Annotated in this window: 17 protein-coding genes and 1 pseudogene; 11 read left to right on the top strand and 7 right to left on the bottom strand. The window is 70.8% G+C overall.

Annotation, left to right across the window (positions count from 1 at the left end; all coding sequences use genetic code 11):
- Positions 1–117 precede the first annotated feature (117 nt).
- Together ACZ7L7_RS24325 and ACZ7L7_RS24320 are read left to right on the top strand one after the other, a co-directional pair.
- Positions 118–372, top strand: a complete 255-nt coding sequence (locus tag ACZ7L7_RS24325) for a DUF2530 domain-containing protein (RefSeq protein ID WP_285515854.1) — start codon at positions 118–120, stop codon at positions 370–372.
- A gap of 148 nt (positions 373–520) precedes the next feature.
- Positions 521–2,914 carry an HAD-IC family P-type ATPase gene (locus ACZ7L7_RS24320; RefSeq protein ID WP_471592608.1) on the top strand — a complete coding sequence of 798 codons (2,394 nt, stop codon included), beginning with the start codon at positions 521–523 and terminating at the stop codon, positions 2,912–2,914.
- Between the two features lie 13 nt (positions 2,915–2,927).
- Here the strand turns inward: ACZ7L7_RS24320 and ACZ7L7_RS24315 are convergent, their stop codons facing one another.
- From ACZ7L7_RS24315 to ACZ7L7_RS24305, 3 genes are all read right to left on the bottom strand, one after another.
- Positions 2,928–3,836, bottom strand: coding sequence for a hypothetical protein (locus tag ACZ7L7_RS24315; protein WP_471430721.1), 909 nt, complete (start codon positions 3,834–3,836; stop codon positions 2,928–2,930).
- 147 nt (positions 3,837–3,983) lie between these two features.
- Positions 3,984–4,898, bottom strand: a complete 915-nt coding sequence (locus ACZ7L7_RS24310; protein ID WP_472077101.1) for a hypothetical protein — start codon at positions 4,896–4,898, stop codon at positions 3,984–3,986.
- Between the two features lie 199 nt (positions 4,899–5,097).
- Positions 5,098–8,205, bottom strand: coding sequence for a sacsin N-terminal ATP-binding-like domain-containing protein (locus ACZ7L7_RS24305; RefSeq protein WP_285515850.1), 3,108 nt, complete (start codon positions 8,203–8,205; stop codon positions 5,098–5,100).
- 591 nt (positions 8,206–8,796) lie between these two features.
- On the opposite strand from ACZ7L7_RS24305, the gene ACZ7L7_RS24300 reads away from it, so the two are divergent.
- From ACZ7L7_RS24300 to ACZ7L7_RS24285, 4 genes are all read left to right on the top strand, one after another.
- A complete protein-coding gene (locus tag ACZ7L7_RS24300; RefSeq protein ID WP_453608649.1) occupies positions 8,797–11,025 on the top strand; it encodes a glycoside hydrolase domain-containing protein in 2,229 nt (742 codons plus the stop codon).
- Positions 11,022–11,438 (top strand): hypothetical protein, encoded by a 417-nt coding sequence (locus tag ACZ7L7_RS24295; protein WP_453608647.1) that lies wholly within the window; start codon positions 11,022–11,024, stop codon positions 11,436–11,438. Before ACZ7L7_RS24300 ends, ACZ7L7_RS24295 begins: the two co-directional genes overlap by 4 nt.
- A gap of 19 nt (positions 11,439–11,457) precedes the next feature.
- Complete coding sequence (locus tag ACZ7L7_RS24290; protein ID WP_453608645.1) at positions 11,458–12,138, top strand: hypothetical protein; 681 nt, start codon at positions 11,458–11,460, stop codon at positions 12,136–12,138.
- Positions 12,139–12,203: 65 nt separating this feature from the next.
- Positions 12,204–12,887 (top strand): peptidase inhibitor family I36 protein, encoded by a 684-nt coding sequence (locus ACZ7L7_RS24285; protein WP_453608642.1) that lies wholly within the window; start codon positions 12,204–12,206, stop codon positions 12,885–12,887.
- A 353-nt stretch (positions 12,888–13,240) separates the two neighbouring features.
- Here the strand turns inward: ACZ7L7_RS24285 and ACZ7L7_RS24280 are convergent, their stop codons facing one another.
- Entirely contained in the window at positions 13,241–14,167 is a 927-nt protein-coding gene (locus ACZ7L7_RS24280) for a DUF3027 domain-containing protein (protein WP_285515849.1), read from the bottom strand.
- A 272-nt stretch (positions 14,168–14,439) separates the two neighbouring features.
- Between ACZ7L7_RS24280 and ACZ7L7_RS24275 the strand changes: the two genes are divergently transcribed.
- Genes ACZ7L7_RS24275 through ACZ7L7_RS24260 form a run of 4 tightly spaced genes read left to right on the top strand, consistent with a single transcriptional unit; the run spans position 14,440 to position 17,889 of the window.
- Positions 14,440–15,864: an MFS transporter gene (locus tag ACZ7L7_RS24275; protein ID WP_285515848.1), complete on the top strand. Its 1,425-nt coding sequence runs from the start codon at positions 14,440–14,442 to the stop codon at positions 15,862–15,864.
- A gap of 59 nt (positions 15,865–15,923) precedes the next feature.
- Entirely contained in the window at positions 15,924–16,412 is a 489-nt protein-coding gene (locus ACZ7L7_RS24270) for a DUF2771 domain-containing protein (protein ID WP_285515847.1), read from the top strand.
- Entirely contained in the window at positions 16,382–17,053 is a 672-nt protein-coding gene (locus ACZ7L7_RS24265; RefSeq protein ID WP_453608639.1) for a futalosine hydrolase, read from the top strand. Before ACZ7L7_RS24270 ends, ACZ7L7_RS24265 begins: the two co-directional genes overlap by 31 nt.
- A complete protein-coding gene (locus ACZ7L7_RS24260; RefSeq protein WP_285515845.1) occupies positions 17,050–17,889 on the top strand; it encodes a 1,4-dihydroxy-6-naphthoate synthase in 840 nt (279 codons plus the stop codon). The genes ACZ7L7_RS24265 and ACZ7L7_RS24260 overlap by 4 nt, the downstream gene beginning before the upstream one ends.
- Positions 17,890–17,901: 12 nt before the next feature.
- Here ACZ7L7_RS24260 and ACZ7L7_RS24255 read toward each other — a convergent pair whose 3' ends face one another.
- The 3 genes and pseudogenes from ACZ7L7_RS24255 to ACZ7L7_RS24245 all read right to left on the bottom strand — a co-directional run bounded on the left by ACZ7L7_RS24255 (position 17,902) and on the right by ACZ7L7_RS24245 (position 19,817).
- Positions 17,902–18,285: a cold-shock protein gene (locus ACZ7L7_RS24255; protein WP_093721596.1), complete on the bottom strand. Its 384-nt coding sequence runs from the start codon at positions 18,283–18,285 to the stop codon at positions 17,902–17,904.
- A gap of 176 nt (positions 18,286–18,461) precedes the next feature.
- Positions 18,462–18,576 (bottom strand): annotated as a pseudogene (locus ACZ7L7_RS24250) (IS5/IS1182 family transposase); the annotation flags it as partial.
- A 189-nt stretch (positions 18,577–18,765) separates the two neighbouring features.
- A protein-coding gene (locus ACZ7L7_RS24245) for an IS630 family transposase (protein WP_453608636.1) occupies positions 18,766–19,817 on the bottom strand; the annotation gives its coding sequence in 2 pieces (ribosomal slippage) (positions 18,766–19,371 and positions 19,374–19,817; 1,050 coding nt in all).
- A gap of 193 nt (positions 19,818–20,010) precedes the next feature.
- On the opposite strand from ACZ7L7_RS24245, the gene ACZ7L7_RS24240 reads away from it, so the two are divergent.
- Positions 20,011–20,183 (top strand): transposase (locus ACZ7L7_RS24240; RefSeq protein WP_472077230.1); only part of this gene is annotated, 173 nt, incomplete at its 3' end.

Genomic DNA, 20,183 nt, shown 5'->3' with positions numbered 1-20,183 from the left:
TCAGGCACAAACGGTTTCAGTATGAACATATAAGGAACTGATCGCTATCTGCGCGCGTAGACCGCCCTGAGTGCTGGTCGGTCCGGTCACACTCGGATCGCCTCGTAAGCTGTGCCCATGGCGAAGTGGACACCGACGCACGAGGCACCGGAGCCCCTGGAGGGCCCCGTCGTCGCCACCATCACCGGCGGCACGATCCTGTGGTTCGTCCTCTTCCTGGTGCAGCTGCCCTTCTACGGCTGGTTCGAGGATCACGGGCACACCTGGTGGCTGTGGACCTGCCTGGCCGGCGCCGGGCTCGGACTGATCGGCATCTGGTACGTCCGCAAGCGGGACGCCGCCATCAAGCGGGCCGAGGCCGAGCGCCCCTGACCCGGGACGTACAGCGGGCCGAGGCCGAGCGCCACTGACCCGGGACGTACAACCACGGCACCATCCCGCCCCGTTGGCCGTCCTTCCCAAGTCGGATCTCCCCGCATTCGGCGGGTGAAGCGGGAAAACCGCACGTACCGTCGAATGCATGACGCACATCGACGCGGGCACCGAAGTCGATCCCGGCCATCCCCTGCCCGCCCCGGTGGGCACGGGCGGGCTGACGGCCGCCGAGGTGGCCGAGCGGGTGGCGCGGGGGCAGGTCAACGACATCCCGGTGCGCAGCAGCCGGTCCACCGTCGACATCGTCCGGGCCAATGTCTTCACCCGGTTCAACGCGATCATCGGCGTGCTCTGGCTGATCATGCTGTTCGTCGCGCCGATCCAGGACAGCCTGTTCGGCTTCGTCATCCTCGCCAACACCGGCATCGGCATCGTCCAGGAGTGGCGCGCCAAGAAGACCCTCGACTCGCTCGCCGTCATCGGCGAGGCCCGGCCCACCGTCCGGCGCGACGGGGTGGCCGCCGAGGTGACCACCGCCGAGATCGTGCTGGACGACCTCATCGAGATCGGGCCCGGCGACAAGGCGGTCGTGGACGGGGTGTGCGTCGAGGCCGACAACCTGGAGATCGACGAGTCCCTGCTCACCGGCGAGGCCGACCCGGTGGTCAAACGGCCAGGCGACCGCATCCTGTCCGGCAGCTTCGTCGTCGCCGGCGGCGGCGCCTTCCAGGCCACCAAGGTCGGCCGCGAGGCCTACGCCGCCCAGCTCGCCGAGGAGGCCTCCCGCTTCACCCTGGTCCACTCCGAGCTGCGCACCGGCATCTCCACCATCCTCAAGTACGTGACCTGGATGATGGTCCCGGCCGCGCTCGGCCTGATCGCCACCCAGCTCTTCGTCAAGGACAACGACCTCGACGACTCCCTGGCCCGCACCGTCGGCGGCATCGTCCCGATGGTCCCCGAGGGCCTGGTGCTGCTCACCTCCGTCGCCTTCGCCATCGGCGTCATCCGGCTTGGCCGAAAACAGTGCCTGGTCCAGGAGCTGCCCGCCATCGAGGGCCTCGCCCGTGTCGACACCGTCTGCCTCGACAAGACCGGCACCCTCACCGAGGGCGGTATGGACGTCACCGAGCTGCGCCCGCTCGGCGGCCACGACGAGGAGTACATACGCAAGGTGCTCGGCGCCCTCGGCGAGTCCGACCCGCGCCCCAACGCCTCCCTCAAGGCCATCATCGACGCCTACCCCGGCACCGAGGACTGGCGCTGCACCGAGTCCCTGCCCTTCTCCTCCGCCCGCAAGTACAGCGGCGCCAGCTTCAGCGAGGGCGACGGCGAGACCAGCACCTGGCTGCTCGGGGCGCCCGATGTGCTGCTCGACCCCGACGACAGCGCCCTCGCCGAGACCGAGCGGCTCAACGAACAGGGCCTGCGCGTCCTGCTCCTGGCCCGCACCGGCCGCGACCTCGACGCCCCCGACGTGGCCGTCGGCGCCAAACCGGCCGCGCTGGTAGTGCTGGAGCAGCGGCTGCGGCCCGACGCCGCGGACACCCTGCGCTACTTCGCCGAGCAGAACGTCAGCGCCAAGGTCATCTCCGGCGACAACGCCGTCTCCGTGGGCGCCGTCGCCGCCAAGCTGGGCCTTGAGGGCAGCACCGTCGACGCCCGTACGCTGCCGGAGGACAGGGACGGCATGGCCGGCGCGCTGGAGGCGGGCACCGTCTTCGGGCGGGTCACCCCGCAGCAGAAGCGGGACATGGTGGGCGCCCTGCAGTCCCACGGGCACACCGTCGCGATGACCGGCGACGGCGTCAACGACGTCCTCGCGCTGAAGGACGCCGACATCGGTGTCTCCATGGGCTCCGGGTCGGAGGCGACACGGGCGGTGGCGCAGATCGTGCTGCTGAACAACAGCTTCGCCACGCTGCCCTCGGTGGTCGCCGAGGGGCGGCGGGTGATCGGGAACATCACCCGGGTCGCCACGCTGTTCCTGGTGAAGACCGTGTACTCGGTGCTGCTGGCGCTGCTGGTGGTGTGCTGGCAGGTGGAGTACCCGTTCCTGCCGCGCCACTTGACCCTGCTGTCCACCCTGACCATCGGCGTCCCGGCGTTCTTCCTCGCCCTCGCGCCGAACAAGGAGCGGGCCAGGCCGCACTTCGTGCGGCGGGTGATGCGGTACTCGATCCCGGGCGGACTGGTCGCCGGGATCGCGACGTTCGTGACGTATCTCGTCGCCCGGCACTACTACACGGGCGAGGGCGCGCTGGACGCGGAGACCAGTGCGGCGACGCTCACGCTGTTCCTGATCTCGATGTGGGTGCTGGCGATCATCGCCCGGCCCTACACCTGGTGGCGGGTGGCGCTGGTGGCGGCCATGGCGCTGGGGTTCGTGCTGGTGCTCGCGGTGCCCTGGCTGCAGGAGTTCTTCGCGCTGAAGCTGGTCGGGACGACCATGCCGTGGATCGCGGTGGGCATCGCGGTGGTGGCGGCGGCCGCCCTGGAGTTCCTGTGGAGGTGGGTCGACCGCCGCTTCCCCGCGTGAACGGGACCGGAGATTACTGGACGTCGACGAAGTCGCCGGTGGCCGTGGCGCCCGCGGTCGTGGTGATGCCCGCGTACTTGTAGCGGAAGTAGCCGTCCTTGTCCGCCTTGACCGTGGTCTTCAGGGCGCCGCCCGTGGTCGTCTTGACGGTCTTGACGTCGGTGTAGGAAGAGGTCCCCGCCTTGCGGAACTGGAGGGTCACCTTCTGGCCGGCGGGCAGGCCCACGTACTTGCCGCTGTCCCAGCTGGCGCGGGTCAGCTTGCCCGTGACGGTGATGGTCTTGCCCTTCTTCACCGGCTCCGGCGTGGCGTTGACCGTCAGCTTGGCGTTGCGCTGGACCAGCGTGCTGCCCAGGCCGCCCTGGTCGGCGTAGCCGACCTTGGTGATGTCGTAGTCCTCGGCGGCCGGGTCCTGGCCGTTCTGCGCGAGCGCGAGGGCCGCGCCCTTCCAGGTGCCGGCGTCGGAGTTCAGCAGCTCGCCGTCGCCCGGGTAGACGTCGATCTTGCCGGTGCAGGTGGCGACGGTGGCCGAGGTGGCGGTGCAGGTGGCCGGCTTGTTGCCGAACAGCATGTTGTCGGGGGCCGTGTAGGAGCCCTTGTAGAGGTAGGGGCCGGTGGCGAAGTCGGCGGCCTTGATGTCGATGTTCGCGGCGTGGGTCAGCGTGTAGGTGACCGTCGTCGAGACGTGCTGCGTCGTGCCGACCTTGACCGTCTTGGCGATCTTGAAGTTGGAGAAGGTGACGTCCATGTCGTACGGGGCGTCCGCGCGGGCGCCGAAGGCGCTCTTGACGTGGGCGGCGCGGATCTGGGCGACATCGGCGCGGTAGGCGGAACCGGAGTCGCCGGCCTGCGCGGCCGGAACGGCGAAGGCGGACAGGGCCAGGGCGCCGGAGACTGCGGCGACAGTGGCGCGAATACGCATGTGTTCCCCAAATGGTCGTGAAGGGAGCCTGGATGCTCCACTTGATAGAGGGGCGCACGGGGCGTCGGGTTGCCCGCGTGTCCCCCAAATCACGTCCGCCCGGCCCCGATTGGCTATCGGGACCGGGCGGACGCGTACGACAAAGGCTTACTTCACGTCGACGAAGTCACCGGTGGCCGTGACGGCCGCGGTGCTGGTGATGCCGCGGTAGACGTAGCGGAAGTAGCCGTCCTGGGACGCCGTGACGGTCGTCTTCAGGGCGCCGCCCGAGGTGGTCTTGATGGTCTTGAGGGTGGAGTAGGTGCTGCTGCTCTTCTTGCGGAACTGCAGCTCCACCTTCTGGCCGCTCGGGATGCCGACGTACTTGCCGTCGTCCCAGCTGGCGCGGGTCAGCTTGCCCGTGACGGTGATGGTCTTGCCCTTCTTCACCGGCTCCGGCGAGGCGTTGACCGTCAGCTTGGAGTAGCGCTGCAGCTTGAAGGAGTTGGTCTTGTCCTTCACGGCGACGCCGACGTTGTCCAGGTTCTGCGGGTCCTCCGGGTCCTCGCCGTTGAAGGCGACCGCGAAGGCGGCGGCCTTCCAGCTGCCCGCGTCCTCGTTCAGCAGGAAGAACGGGTCGATCTCGACGGTGGACTTGCAGGTGGCGACGGTGGCGGAGGTGTCCGTGCAGCTCGCGTCGAAGCTGTCGAACCACCAGATCGACTCATCGAAGGAGGCACCGCGGTACAGCTCGACGCCCGCGAAGAAGTCGTCCGCGTGGATGTCGACCTCGGCGCCGTGGGTGAGGGTGAAGGAGACCGGCACGGTCACCAGGTTGGTGGTGCCGACCTTGATGTCCTTGCCGCTGTTGACCTTCACGTTGGAGAAGGTGGCGTTGAGGGCGTAGGGGGTGCCCTCCGCCGCGGCGGCGTAGGCCGACTTGACGGTGGCCGCGTGGGCGGCCTCGCTGGCGGCGCTGCGCTCGGCGGGCTGACGCGAGTCGTCGGCCTGCGCGAGCGGCGCGACTACGGCGGACAGGGCCAGGGCGCCGGAGACGGCGGCCACGGTGGCGCGAATACGCATGTGTTCCCCAGTGTGGAGAGGGGCCCCGACGCTGGTCGTTCCCAACGGCTCGTCGTCGGCCGAGGCCCAAGTGATCGTGGAGCCTGTTGGCTCGCAAGATCAGATTCCTGAGGCGGGCGAAAGGTTGTACGTCGTACGAAGATTCTGTGGGGAATTCTTCGAGGCCCCTCCGGACGCCGACAGGGGCCTCGGCGGTACCTCAGTCGAACCAGCGGTCGCGGGCCAATTCCTGGGTGCGGGACGGGTCCTCCAGCAGCGCCGCCACCTCGAACCGGCGCGGCCACTGCCCGGCCGCCCAGGCGAGTCCCGCGGCCACCCCTTCCAGGGTGGCGGCGTGCAGGACACCGTCGTCGGTGAGCCGCCAGTCGATCTCCACCCCGTCCACCACCAGCTCCTCGTGCTCGATGTACGAGGAGGGCGTGCGCGGGCCCAGCAGCACCCGCACCGACTCCGGTACGTCGTGCTCGGTGCCCTCGGAGTCGACGCGCCCGGTGACGGACTCGCTCAGCCGCCGCACCTGGAACAGCTCGGCCAGTTCGGCGGCGCGCGCCGGACGCACCGGGAGCAGCGCGACGCCCTCGGTGAAGGGGAGCAGGTCGGGCGAGTCGACGACCACGGCGTCGGCCGCGTCCACCACCTCCACCCGGCCGTCCACCACGGCCCGCAGCTCGTCCGGCAGGGTCACCTGCTCGGGGTCCAGCTCGGCCAGGAAGCCGTACAGGGCGTGCAGTTGGGCCGCCGTCACCTCACGGTCGGGGTCGGCGAGCCGGTCGAGGAGTTCCGCGGCCCCGCCGGGCTCGTCCAGCAGCGCGGCCACCGACGTCCGGACACCCAGCGCCCGCAGTACCTGTTCGTCGTCGAACCCGGTGGCGTCGGCCTCGTCGTACAGGCCGCGCAGCAGCGGGTCGCCGCCCGAGGCGAGCAGTCCGGCGGGGCGGCGCCCGTCGAGCACCGGGTGCCCGCGCAGCCACCAGGCGGTGTAGGGGCGTACGACCTCGTGGGTGCCGTCGGGGAGCAGGATGCGGACCTGCTGGGTGAGGGCGTCCCGGTACGGGGGCCGGGCGAGCAGGGCGAGGGCCTGGGGCCACTTGTCGTCGTCGACGAGGTCCAGGTCGCGCACGGCGACCAGTTCGGTGGCGACGGGCGGCACCGGGGTGTCCGGGAAGCGGTCGAGGATGTCCTCGCACCACACGTCCACGGCGTCCAGCAGCCCGGCGTCGTCGGGTTCGGCGAAGTCGCCCTCGCGGGGCTCCAGTTCGTCGGGGTCGAGGACGACGTCGGTGGCGCGGACGAGAGCGAAGTCCGCCAGCACCCCGCAGGCGGCCAGCGGCTGTTCACCCCACTTGTCCGCCAACTCGGCATCGACAGTGGCGAGTTCGCCCTCCCGCATGACCTGGTGGAAGGGGCTGCCGGGGAAGACCAGTTCACCGGCGGGCGCGGGCTCCCCGTCCTCGTCGGGCAGGGCGAGCGCGCCGAGCCAGGGCTCGTCGCCCGGTTCGAGGTCGGCGTCCCGGACCAGGGCCAGCACGGTGTCGGCCAGCTCCTCGGCGTCCAGCGCGTCCTGCTCCCAGTCGAAGCCGCCCTCGTCGTCGAGGGAGGCGGCGACCGCGGCCCGCACCTGCGGGGTGGTCAGCACCGCGCGCGGGGTGGCGGGCAGCGCGCCCAGCTTCTCCAGCAGCGGGTGGGCGGCGTCCGGGTGGGCGACCTTCAGACCGAGCCGGGCCAGCACCTCCGGGTCGATGCCGGCGGCGTCCGGGGCGGGCAGCAGGACCTGGCGGGGGCCGATGGTGGTGCGCCCGTCGGCGAGCGGCACCGGCAGCCCGGAGAGCCGGTCGGGGTCGACCCCGGCGAGGCTGTCGTAGAGCCGCCGCCACCACTCGGGGTCCTTCTCCAGGCCGGCCAGCCGGTCGATCGCGTCGGTCAGCGGGACCCGGGCCACGCCCAGCGTGCGCAGTTCCACGCGCCGTTCGAGCCCGGCGGGCAGCAGGGTGGGCAGCACCTCGGCGAGCACCCGGACGGTCTCGGCGCCCGCGCCCTCCACCACTTCGGCGTCCCTCGGGCGCAGCGCCTCGGGGAGTTCGTCGTCGTCGGCGTCGAGGGCGGGCGGCAGGAAGGCGGTGCGCGGCAGCCGCTGAAGGATCGCCGCGCGCAGGGCGCCGTCCAGTTCGCCCTTGCCGAGCGGGCCGGGTACGAGGTCGATGATCTGGGCGGTCACCGGGCGCCAGGCGGCGAGGAGTTCGGCGTAGGCGTCGGCGGCGCGCTCCACCAGGAAGTCGGTCAGCGGCCCGGGCGCCGCGCGCCGCCGGGTGGTGTCCAGCGGGAAGGAGGCGATGAGCAGCGCGGGCACCCCGAGGGCCTCGTCGCTGGGGGTCGGGGCGTGCACGAAGGGGCTGGTGCGCGGGCGGGCAGGGGTGCCGTCCTTGTCGGCGGGCACGGCCCAGGTGACCGACCAGTGCGGGCGCAGCCGTTCCTCCACCGGCCGGTCGGCGAGCAGTTCGGGGGTGAGCGGGCCGTGCGCGGTCGCCGTACGCCATCGGGTGGTGCCGTCCCGGGAGTCCTCCACGACGGTCTCGGTGCCCTCGGTGCGGCGGCTGATCGTACGCACGGTGTCGGTCTCGACGACGACCTCGGTGAGCCCGGGGAGCGCCAGCAGCAGGGCGTCGTCGACGGCGTCCAGCAGCCGCTCCGCCAGATCGGCGGCGGCCGTGTCGCGCAGCGGCAGGATGACGGCGGTGTCGTACGGCGCCGGGGCGGTGCCCTCGGCCGCGAACGGCAGCCTGAGCAGCGGCACATGCCCGTCGCGGCGCCGGATCTCGTCGCCGAGCCCCGGACTGTGCCGAGCGGTTTCGCGGGCCAGCTCCCGGGCTTCGGCGAGCGACCACCGCACACCGCCGTGCCGTCCGACGACGGCGGGCTCGTCGGTTACGGACAGCACGGCGGCGAACCCGACGCCGAACCGCCCGATGGAGGGAGTGTCCCGCTTGGCCGAGGCCCGGAGCGTGGAGAGCGACTCGACCCCGGCCGCGTCCAGCGGCGCACCGGTGTTGGCGGCGACCAGGACCCCGTCGCGCAGGGTGAGCCTCAGCCGCCCCGGCACGCCCGCACGGGCGGCGGCGTCGGCGGCGTTCTGCGCCAGCTCGACGACGAGCCGGTCCCGGTACCCGCCGAGGACCAGGTCCTCCTCGGCGTTGGCGTCCTCCCGGAACCGGGCCGGACTGGTGGCCCACGCGTCCAGCACTCCGCGCCGCAGCCGGGCGGTCCCGAACGGGTCCGCCCCCTCGACAGCCGGCCGCACGAACTTGCTCACGTTCACTCCACTCCTCGTCGTGCGACGAAGGTACCGCTTGGGGGCCGGGGTGCCGGAACAACAGGGGTTCCCGCAGGCAGAGCGCCGACGCGCACACGGCGGCGACGAACCGCACCCACCCCTGCCGCCACAGACACCACACAGGTCCCTCATGGGCTGAACACGGTTCGCCCACATATTGACTTTCGGTCAGAGAAGCGGGCGTTTCCCGCCAGTCACTGCACGGCACACACATCTCCCCTTGTGCCCCGGTTCCGGCCTGTGCCTAGGGTTTGGCCGCAGGCGACGGACCTGACCAGTCCGTTGCCGTGTACGCCAGTCGAGAGGCGACCGGGGGAACGGTGTCGCCACGGGGGAAGGGGTACATCGCCATGCCGCGATCTCGGCCATTGACGCCGTCCGTCCGCGCCTGCTCACCCGCGCAGCCAAGACTCCACTCCGCCCTGCGCCCCTGACCGACCGCCGACGGCCCTTCCGGCCGCGCTCTTCACGGTGTTCCCGCTCCGCGGCAGGGGCGAGAACGCGGCGCCCGTTTCCCGCCCGCCCTGCCGCCACCCCGGCATGCCCACGCGAAGGAGAAACCACCCCCCAATGGCCGACGAGATGGTTCTGCGAGCGCAGAAGTTCGTCAACAAGGTGTACGGCAGCCGCATAGGCATGACCGTCGACGAGAACGGGAGGACCGGCTGGCCGGTCATGTACGCCCTCACCCGGGCCCTCCAGTGGGAGCTCGGGATCGACAACCTGTCGAACAGCTTCGGCCCCACCACGCTGTCCACGCTCCAGTCGAGGCATCCAAGAATCAACGCCTCCACCGCGCCGTCCGCCGACTTCATACGCATCGTCCAGTCCGCGCTGTACTGCAAGGGCTACGACGGCGGCGGCATCGACGGCAAGTACAGCGATCGCGTCGCCTCCGCCGTCACACAGCTCAAGCAGGACATGGGGGTCGACGGGGTCTACCCCGGCAGCGACCTCACCCCGAAGGTGTTCAAGGGCCTGCTGAACATGGACGCCTACGTCGTCGTCAACAACGGCTCCGAGACCATCCGGTCCATCCAGCAGTGGCTCAACCGGCTCTACGTCCACCGCCGGGACTTCTTCATCATCCCGTGCGACGGCCACCACTCCCGCGATGTTGCCAAGTCCCTTCTCCTCGCCATCCAGTACGAGCTGGGCATGGCCGACGGCACTGCGAACGGCAACTTCGGCCCCGGCACTCAGGCGGGCCTGCGGAACCAGACCGTCGCCGGGGGCAGCAGGGGCACATGGGCGTCCCTGTTCACCGCGGCGATGATCCTCAACGACCGCAACGTGCCGTTCGGGAACTTCACCGGTGAGGTGAAGGCGGGCGTCGAGGCATTCCAGCGGTTCGTGAAACTGCCCGTCACGGGCCTCGGCGACTTCCAGACCTGGTGCTCGCTGCTGGTCTCCTACGGCGACCAGTCCCGCAGGGGAGAGGCCTGCGACGGAGTCACCCTGATCACCCCGGCGCGGGCCAGGACCCTGAAGGCCGAGGGCATCAAGTACGTCGGCCGATATCTGTACAACCCGGCCGCGGTACCGAGCGGCAGCACGCGGCACAAGGAGATCCAGCCGGGCGAGCTGAAGACGATCGCCGATCACGGGCTGCGCTGCTTCCCGATCTTCCAGACCTCCTCCGACTCCGCCCAGTACTTCAACGGGCCCCAGGGCACCGCGGACGCCCGTCTGGCTGTCGCCCAGGCCGTGAAGCACGGCTTCAAGCCCGGCACGCGGATCTTCTTCGCCGTCGACTACGACACCCAGGACGCCGAGGTCACCTCGAACGTCATCCCCTACTTCCGGGCCATCGCCGGCGAGCTGGCGCACCTGGACAACACGTACCTGGTGGGCGTGTACGGGACACGGAACGTGTGCTCGCGGGTCTCCGCCGCCGGCTACGCCTCCGCGTCGTTCGTGTCCGACATGTCGTCCGGCTACTCCGGCAATCTCGGCTACAGCATGCCCACCAACTGGGCATACGACCAGATTGTCACGCGGACTCTGGGATCGGGCGACGGAGCGATCGAGATCGACCACAACATCGCGTCCGGGCGGGACATCGGACAGAACAGCTTCGATCCGGTCGCGTCCGACGTGCCGCTCGACGCCGAGCTGCTGCCGGAGCTGCACGACGCCCTGCTGAGCGAGATGCGCCAGACGATGGAGGGCCTGGGCATCGGGGAGAGGTCGGCGAACACCAAGTGGTCGACCAAGGAGAGCCTGGATCTGGTGCTCCACAACGACGCGCTGATCACCGGAATGGCCCGGGCCCTGAAGATGCGCAAGTCCCTGATCCAGGTCCCGGTGTTCTGGGAGACCCGTCACTACGACACGACGCTCGACTACCTGGGCGATCTCGGCGTCCGCGTCTACCACACGGGGGTGCAGACGGTGCCTCCGGTCGCGGACCGCTTCATCAAGCGGGACGCCAGCACCGGCCCCGGGCAGATCTTCGCCGTCACCGCGATCAACGCCCGCAATCAGGCCATCAAGGACGGCGTGCTCAGCGGCACGACCCTCGACCCCGGCCGTGACGGCGACGTCTGGAACATCTGGCAGAAGCTGAACGAGGACCCCGAGTACAACATCCGGCAGGTGGGCTACGTCCACCGCTATCACGCCGTCAAGTACGGCGTGCCGCGCCCGAGTCTGACGCCGGCGTACGAGCACACACTCGCGTACCTGAAGTACTACCAGGGCGACACCTCGAACGCGGAGACCGAGGCGAAGAAGAGGATGAAGGTGTACGCGACGTTCGAGAAGTACAACGCCATCGCCCGGGGCGACCACTTGTGAGCCGGCCGGGACGCAGCCAGGAGGAGTTCCTGGCCGTGGTGCGCGGCCCGCGTAGGCGGGCGGCCGCCACCGTCGCCTTGGCCGCCGCCGTCAACCTCGTCCTCGGCTACCTGGGCAACAGCGTCGTGGACCTGCCCTGGCGGCTCCTGGAGGTCTGGGTGCTGCCCGAGTACGGCTGGGCGCCCGAGCCGTCGCCGACGGACACCGACGACGGCATGGGCCCCGCGGTGGCCGGGATCGTCCTCCTCACCGTCCCGTACCTGCTGATGTGCGCCTTCGCCAACTACCTGGTCACCCGGGCCGTCAACGTCCACCGGGCCTGGTACGCGGGCATCGCGTTCACGGCGCTTGTCACACCTGCCGTCGCCTTCCACATCGACCCGTCTCTGTACGCCGAGATCCCTCGGCCCTGACAGAAAGCCTTCCAGCCATATGTCCATATCGCGTCGTGCTGCCCTGAAACATGCCGCCGTACTCACGGCCGGTACCGCCGCGGGCACCCTGCTCGGCTCTCCTGCGGCCTTCGCCGCCGACAACCCGCCGACTCCCGAACCGCTCGACATCTCGGACGCCCTGCGCCGCCACAAGGCCGCGCAGGACCGCGTGTACACCGGCCAACCGTCCAGAAACGGATGGGAGATGGAGAAGGTCGCCGACGGCGGGGGCAGCATCTGGACCCGTCCCGTTCCCGGCACCCCCCTCGATGGTGTCCACGTCCGTCTGGGCGACGTCGAGACCGTCCTCGTCCATGTCGTCCGGCGTTTCCACTACGACGTGGACGAGCTCCGCCGTGGTGACGTGGTCGGCTGGCGCCACCCCGACAAGGTGCGCGAGGGGCTTGCCGATTCCAACCAGGCGTCCGGTACGGCGGTGCAGATCCGCCCCGGCTTCTACCCCTCCGGGCAGCGCGGCGGCTTCTTTCCCCACCAGCTGGCGACCGTTCGGGACATCGTCGCCGACTGCGAGGGCGTCGTCCGCTGGGGCGGCGACGACAGCAACCCGGACGAGGCCCTGTTCTACATCGCCGTGCGGCCGGAGAGCAGGCGGCTGACCGAGGTCGCGGCCAAGATCCGGCGCTGGACCGAGACTCCCGGCGAGGGTGCCGGGTCCTGAGAACGCACTCGGCCCCGACGGGGCCGGGTCGCACCACCCAGCAACACAATCACGGAGGAAATCCCTTGATACGCAGGCCCCTTGTCACCGCCCTCGTGGCCACGGCCTCCGCAGGCGCGCTCCTGCTGAGCATCCCGACGGCACAGGCGGCCGACGAGCCCACCCCGGAACCGACGGCCACGGCGACCCCGGACCCGTCGGCCGAGGAACCGGCGCCTCCGGTCAACCCGGTGATCGCCGAGTACAACGGGCGGAAGATCAACCTCGCCGAGTCGTGGGAGGGCGCCAGCATCTGCAGCGAGCTCCCCAATGGGGAGTTCCACTGCTACGACACGCAGGAGGAGTCCCTCGCGGACCCGGATCTGCCGGAAGCGGTCCGCAAGGAGTCCCTCAAAGCCGCCAAGCAGCGCCGGCCCGCCGACCCGCGTGACAACTGCGCGCCCGACTACTGGTGCCTGTACCAGCACGCCGACTACAAGGGCCGACGCCTGCAGTTCTCCAGTAGCGGCAAGAAGAAGCTCGGCGACTACGGGTTCCGCGACAAGCTCAGCTCGGTCTACTACTGGGTCGGCCGGTGGTCGATCAACTACGGCCACGCCACCATCTGGGACTGGCGCTCCGGGCTCCTGCATGACCGCCAGCGCAACCTGCTCCCGCCACACGGCTGGGCCAACTTCAAGAACATGCCCTACCCGGGCGGCGGCAACTGGAACGACAAGGTCGACGTGTTCGAGGTGAAGCGCGCCTGACACCCGGCCCGAACCGTCGGGCGCCCGACGGCGCCGACCGCCTGAGCCCCGCCTCGGGGCCGTCATGAGTGCCCCGGATCCGCCGCGCCGCCTGAGCAGAGGACCGCACACATGTCGGTCCCGCACCGCGGCGGGCCTCGCATGCCCCGAACCGGCCGCACACCGGCGCCACGGCACCGCAGCGCCCACGCACGCCGCGCGGACCTGCCCCGCGGCCATGGGCGGGGCGGTGCCCTTGGGAGCGGCGTACCGCGAGTGGCAGGTCCGGGTCACGGCGGCGGGGCCGCGGCGGGCCCGGCGTGGTCTGAAGGCGCCGTACGCGCCGGTGGTGCGGCGCCAGGGCCGCGTAACCCCTACGAGTGCCCCAGGTCCGCCGCGCTGTCGTCCGGGACCGCCGGGACCGAGCCCGAGTCCGCCGAGGGGCGGAGGGGGAAGGGGTCGACGGTGGTCTCGTCGATGACCGGGGGCGGCGGCTGCGGGGGGCGGGGCATGACCGCGGCCTCGGAGTGGCCGCCGCAGCCGTAGGCGAGGGAGACCACGCGGCCGTCGGCCGGGGAGAACTCGTTGGCGCAGACACCGAAGGCCTGGCCGAGCGAGCCGCCGATCGGCATCAGGAAGCCGCAGCTGACGCAGGGCGCGGGGGCCGCCTGCGCCATCGGGGTCTTGGCGCCGAACGCCTCCTCCCAGCGGTCGGCGGCGATGTGCAGTCCGTAGCGGGACAGGACCCGGGCCCGGCGCAGGCCCAGTTCCTCGGCGACCGCCGCGATCGAGCCGCGGGTCGGCGCGACCGGCAGACTGGCGGGGGCGCCCTCGGTGACCTCGGCGTCCTCGGCCTCGACCAGCTCGGCCATCTCGTGCGAGACGGGGGAGCTGGGCAGCGGCTCGTCCTCGCCGGTGAAGCCGGGCTCCAGACGCAGGTCCTCGGCGTCGGTGGGCAGCAGGTCCCCGGGGCCCATGTCGCCGGGACGCAGCCGCTCGCTCCACGGCACCCACTCGGGTGCCAGGAGGGCGTCCGGGCCGGGCAGCAGGACGACCTCGTCCAGGGTGACGATCTTCGCCCGGGAGGCGCGGGCCACGGTCACGGCCCAGCGCCAGCCGCGGTACCCCAGCTCCTTGCACTCGAAGAAGTGCGTGACGACGCGGTCGCCCTCGGAGACCAGCCCCGTGTGCTCCCCCACGACGCCGGGCGCGGCGGCCTCCTCGGCGGCGGTGCGGGCGAGGTCGACCGCCTCGGCGCACAGGCGGTCGGGGGTGCGGCTTCGCGTGCTCGCTGCGCTCACAGGTATCGCTTCTCTCCTACGCCGTCTCTCTGGTGCGGCTGCCTGAAGGCGGCGGAGCGGGCGGACGGAGCGGACCGGCGGACCGCGTCGACGTCCACGCCCCTCGCACTCGGGCGCACCTGTCACCATCCATTCTGCGGGATGGCCGAGATACGCACGCTACCTGTTCACCGGCGCTCGTCCTACACCGACGGTCGCAAACCACTGACAAAGCCGCGCCCATACGCGCGGTAACCGCACTACGGAGGCCGTTCTCGGGGCACTATGACGACGTGGCAGCCGCGCGGACGCCTCAAGGAGCCACCGGGGTCGGTGGGGACAGGGGCCGCAGTCGAGGCGGCGGTTCGGGCCGACTCGGCGGAGCCGTCCGCTCCGTCGGGCGTGCCCTGCACCTGCCCGTCACCGGTACCGCCCGCGGTATCCGCAAGGCCACCCACGCCCAGGGCGCCGGGGAGTCCGGCCTCGGCAAGCTGATCGAGCTGCACGGGGTGAACGGCGCCGGGGACATGATGATCACCGTCGCCCTGGCCTCCACCGTCTTCTTCTCCGTGCCCACCGACGAGGCCCGCGGCCGGGTCGCCCTCTACCTCGGCATCACGATGGCACCGTTCACCCTGCTGGCGCCGGTGATCGGCCCCCTGCTGGACCGGGTGCCGCACGGCCGCCGGGCGGCGATGGCGAGCGCCATGCTGGCCCGCGCCTTCCTCGCCCTGATCCTCGCCGGAGCGGTCACCACCGGCTCCATCGAGCTGTACCCGGCCGCGCTCGGCGTCCTGGTCTCCTCCAGGGCGTACGGCGTGATCCGCAGCGCCGTGGTGCCCCGGCTGCTGCCACCGCGCTTCTCGCTGGTCAAGGCGAACTCCCGGGTCACCCTGGGCGGACTGCTGGCCACCGGTGTGGCCGCGCCGATCGGTGCCGGGCTGCAGGCCATCGGGCCGCGCTGGCCGCTGTACGGCGCCTTCGCGATCTTCATGGTGGGCACGTTCCTGTCGTTCACGCTGCCGCCGAAGGTCGACTCGGCCAAGGGCGAGGACACCGCGCTGCTGGCGGCGGACGAGAAGCATCTGCACGGGCCGCACCTGAAGCCGGTCAAGCGGCCGGGGCTGCGTACGGTCGGCCCCGCGGTGACCCACGCGCTCGGCGCCAACGCCTCCCTGCGCTGCCTGTCCGGCTTCCTGATCTTCTACCTGGCCTTCCTGCTGCGCGAGCATCCGATGGCCGGGCAGAGCGCCGCGGTGTCGCTGGGGATAGTGGCCGTCTCGGCCGGGGTGGGCAACGCCTGCGGTACGGCGGTGGGGGCCTGGCTGCGCTCCCGCGCCCCGGAGATCATCATCGTGACCGTGGTGGCCTGTGTGGCGACCGCCGCGATCACCGCCGCGATCTTCTTCGGTGCCGCCATGGTCGCCGTCCTCGCCGCGGTCGCCGGGTTCTCGCAGGCGCTGGCCAAGCTGTCCCTGGACGCCCTCATCCAGCGGGACGTACCGGAACTGGTGCGCACCTCCGCCTTCGCCCGCTCCGAGACGCTGCTGCAGATGTCCTGGGTCCTCGGCGGCGCCGTCGGCATCGTCCTGCCCCTGAACGGCCCCCTGGGCCTGTCCGTGGGCGCCGCCATCGTCGCCACGGGCTGGCTGACCACCGTGCGGGGCCTGATCTCCTCGGCCCGCCACGGCGCCGGGCCGCGCACGAGGGTGGCATAAGCACGGCACGCCGCACCCCGCGTAAAGAGAGCGCGGGACACGCCCGATAGCCTTCGCCCATGACCACGCTGCACTCCGCCCCGCGACGCCGCCGCGCCGTCGCCGCCGCCGGCGCCGTTTCCGCCGGACTGCTCGTTCTGTCGGCCTGCGACAAGCCGACGCCGATGGCCACGATCACCGTCGGCTCGTCCTCGGTCAGCGAGGAGGCCACCTGCGGTGGTGAGGGCGAGACCCTCGACAACGAGACCCTCACGCAGTGCCTGAAGGACAAGGACATCAAGTCCATCACCGTCGACCCCGACGAGACGGTGCGCTTCGGTGTCGACCCCGACATCGCCGACAAGCGCTGGACGATCCTGATGAACGGCCAGCCGCTCACCGAGGACTTCGACAAGACCTACACGACGATCCCGGGCAGCGTGTTCTTCAACGCCCAGTACGGCGCGCAGGGCAACTCGACCCTCGTCACCATCAAGGCCGGCGACGGTGAGAAGCAGAGCCAGGAGGCCACCGGGCTGTGGTCCTTCAAGCTGAAGAAGGACGACTGATCGCTCCCTCGGCACGTGTCCTCGTGGCCACCGCGGTACCCGCCGAGCGGGACGCGGTGGCCCGGACGTTCCCCGGTGAGGTGATCGTGGTGGGCGTCGGCCCGGCCCGCGCCGCCGCCGGCACCGCCACGGCCCTCACCAAGGCCCCGTACGACCTGGTCGTCTCCGCCGGGATCGGCGGCGGTTTCGCCCCGGACGCCCCCGTCGGCGCGCTCGTCGTCGCCGACGAGATCACCGCCGCCGACCTGGGCGCCGAGACCCCCGCCGGCTTCCTCCCGGTCACCGACCTCGGCTTCGGCACCGTCACCCACCTGCCGCCCACCGCCCTCGTACGGCAGGCCGCGCAGGCCACCGGCGCCCGCACCGGCGCCGTGCTCACCGTCTCCACCGTGACCGGCACCGCCGAACGCGCCGCCGAACTGCGCCGCCGCCACCCCACCGCGCTCGCCGAGGCCATGGAGGGCTTCGGGGTCGCCGAGGCCGCCGCCCTGCACGGGGTGCCCGTGCTGGAGGTGCGGGCGGTCTCCAACCCCGTCGGCCCGCGCGACCGCGCCGCCTGGCGGATCGGGGAGGCGCTCCAGGCGCTGGCGGAGGGGTTCGGGAAGCTCGCACCCGTACTGGAGAGTTGGAAGACGGTATGAGCCTCAGCATCGCCTACTCCCCCTGCCCGAATGACACGTTCGTCTTCGACGCCCTCGCCCACGGCCGGGTGCCCGGAGCGCCCGGACTGGACGTCACGTTCGCGGACATCGACCTCACCAACGGCATGGCCGAGCGCGGCGAGTTCGACGTGCTGAAGGTGTCGTACGCGGTGCTGCCGTACGTCCTCGACGAGTACGCGCTGCTGCCCTGCGGCGGGGCGCTGGGCCGGGGCTGCGGGCCGCTGGTGCTGAGCCGGGAGCCGGGCCTGGACCTGACCGGCCGCACGGTCGCCGTGCCCAGCGAGAAGTCGACGGCGTACCTGCTGTTCCGGCTGTGGGCGGCGGACACCGTGGACGGCGGGGTCGGCGAGATCGTGGTGATGCCGTTCCACGAGATCATGCCGGCGGTGCGGGACGGCAAGGTGGACGCCGGACTCGTCATCCACGAGGCGCGGTTCACCTATCAGAACTACGGGCTGCACAAGCTCGCCGACATGGGCGAGCACTGGGAGCACACCACCGGGCTGCCCATCCCGCTCGGCGCGATCATCGCCAAGCGCTCCCTGGGCGCCGAGACGCTGACCCGGCTCGCGGAATCGGTACGGGCCTCGGTGCGGGCCGCCTGGGACGACCCCGAGGTCTCCCGCCCGTATGTCATGGAGCACGCCCAGGAGATGGACCCGGCCGTCGCCGACCAGCACATCGGGCTGTACGTCAACGAGTTCACCGCCGACCTCGGCGAGGACGGCTACGCGGCCGTGCGCGGGCTGCTCACGCGTGCGGCGGCCGAGGGACTGCTGCCGCCCCTCGGCCCGGACGCGCTGGAATTCCCGTAACCGGGACGGCTGTTATACGTCGAGCTGGTCGGCGACCGCCCGGAGCAGGCCCGCGATCTTCTTGCCGGAGTTCTTGTCCGGGTAACGGCCCCGCTCCAGGTTCGGGGTGATGTTCTCCAGCAGGGTCGTCAAATCCTGCACGATCGAGGCCAGCTCGTCCGGCTTCTTGCGCTGCGCCGCCGCGACGGAGGGCGTGGGGTCGAGGACGGTGACGGAGAGGGCCTGGTCACCGCGCTGACCGGCGACGACACCGAACTCCACCCGCTGGCCCGGCTTGAGCGTCTCGACTCCGGCGGGGAGGACCGAGGAATGGACGAAGACGTCACCGCCGTCGTCACGGGAGAGAAAGCCGAAGCCCTTCTCGCTGTTGAACCATTTGACCTTGCCAGTCGGCAAAGCACACGCTCCCTCGATCGCTCCCGGACTGGCCGGACACCCTTGATCTGCCGTTGAGACAGCCTACCGGGGGTCTCTCCAGCCGGACACGCCTTAAAACGAGACTGAGCCCCTACCAGTGAAGGCAGAGGCTCAAAGTGGTGGGGGAAGCGTGAAGGGCTACCCAATGAGCTTCTTCAGCGTTGCCGCTCCAGCGTGAGGATGGCCTTGGCGATTGAACGTCATGCGGTTGGGGCTGCATCGGGACCTGCGGAAAATCCGCCAGGACTTCAGCCTTGCGACGCCGCGTTCGGTGACCCACTCCACGAGTGCATGCGGCAGGTCGAGTGCGGCAGGATGGATGACCAACGAGGCCCCCGAGCAACGTGATTGAGACGTCAGACATCTCGATCAACCGCTCGGGGGCCAACTCGAAGAAGCTCAGTGAGCTACCGGGTAAGTCACCAGTGAGCTACTACAGACCTTGAATGCGTGATGTCGTCATGGTGGCTGCTGCCGGAGGCCGGTGCCTGTGAGGCAGCCGTCGAGGATGTCGGGGCGGTATTGGAGCCGGCGTAGGCCCCGTCGGACGGCGCTGATGAGATCGTCGGGGTCGGCGAAGGCGCGATTGGCTGTGGTGGTGCGTCGCAGGACGGACCAGATGCCTTCGACCGGGTTGAGGTCGGGTGCGTAGGGCGGGAGTTGGAAGACGGTGAGCCAGTCGCGTTCGGCGATGTAGTGGCGCATGCCGGCGGTCAGGTGGGTGTTCAGGTTGTCCCAGACCAGCACGATCGGGCCGCCGAGCTGCTGGTGGGCAGTCTGGATCAGGTCGCGGTAGTCCTTCCAGGAGAGGCTCTTGCGTCCGTCGGGCCGGGCGTCCGGGCAGGGCCGGTAGATCAGCCGGGAGGGTTCTCCGGCCTTGTAACAGATCAGGGCGGCCACCGATAAGCGGCCCCGCACGCGGATCACCGGGGTGTGGCCGCGGCGGGACCAGGTGCGGGTGGTCGGCGGCGTCATCGAGAAGACGGCCTCGTCCTCGAAGACGAGCCAGGCGTCGAGCGCCGCCACGGTCCTTCCACGCTCGGCCAGGTCTCCTTCACCCACCCGGTCACCGCCGTCTCGTTGCGCTCGATGGCCCGGCGGGCGGGGACCTGGCAGCTCCAGCCATGCCGCTTGAGCAGGGCGGCCACCCCTTGCACGGTGTAGCGCTTGTGGAACCGGCGCCCGATCAGCGCCTTGATCCGCGACAGGGTCCACGTCTGGTCCGGCCAGCCGTGCGCCACCGGACCCCTGGCCAGCTCCCGCTCAAGCACCGCGAACAGTTCGTCACTGAGCAGCGGCAGTGATGCCGGGCCCTTGGAGGCCAGGGCCCGGGGCCCGTTCTGCGACCAGGCCCTGCGCCAGCGCTGAACCGACCGGATGCTGACCCGAAGGTCGTGCGCGATGACCGAGTTCTCGTCGCCCTGGGCGAACCGCTCGGCCGCCTCCATTCTCAACTTCTCGCGGAGGGCACGCCGTTCATCGGTCAGTCCACCCCCTTGCGCATACCTCATACGGTCGGCATACCGCAGGGATCATGAGACGTCAGCCCCTACGACACCACGCTTTGAAGCTCAGTAACTAACCTCGCGCTTTCACGGGGCGAGTTGTCCGAGGCTTGATCAAATAAGCGGAGAGTGCTCCTGACCTGCAACGATGGGACTTGTCTAGGGTCCAGGTCGTAGCAATGAAAGAAGCACTCTCCAGGTGAAGAAGCGTATCGGGTCGTACCCGCGTGTCCGCACCGAGGGCAGCGGACGGGCGGTGGTCTCGCAGGCCGGGAGTGTGCTGCTGGTCGAGACCGTCCGCAAGTCTGGCCTTGACCAGGCGGTATCTGCGGCGCTGTCGCCGTGGCGGAAGCCGCGGGCGGTGCACGATCC

Source organism: Streptomyces sp. NPDC110618, from assembly GCF_055657065.1.
Note: the sequence above shows the minus strand (reverse complement) of the source record. Positions and strands in the feature narration are given on the sequence as shown.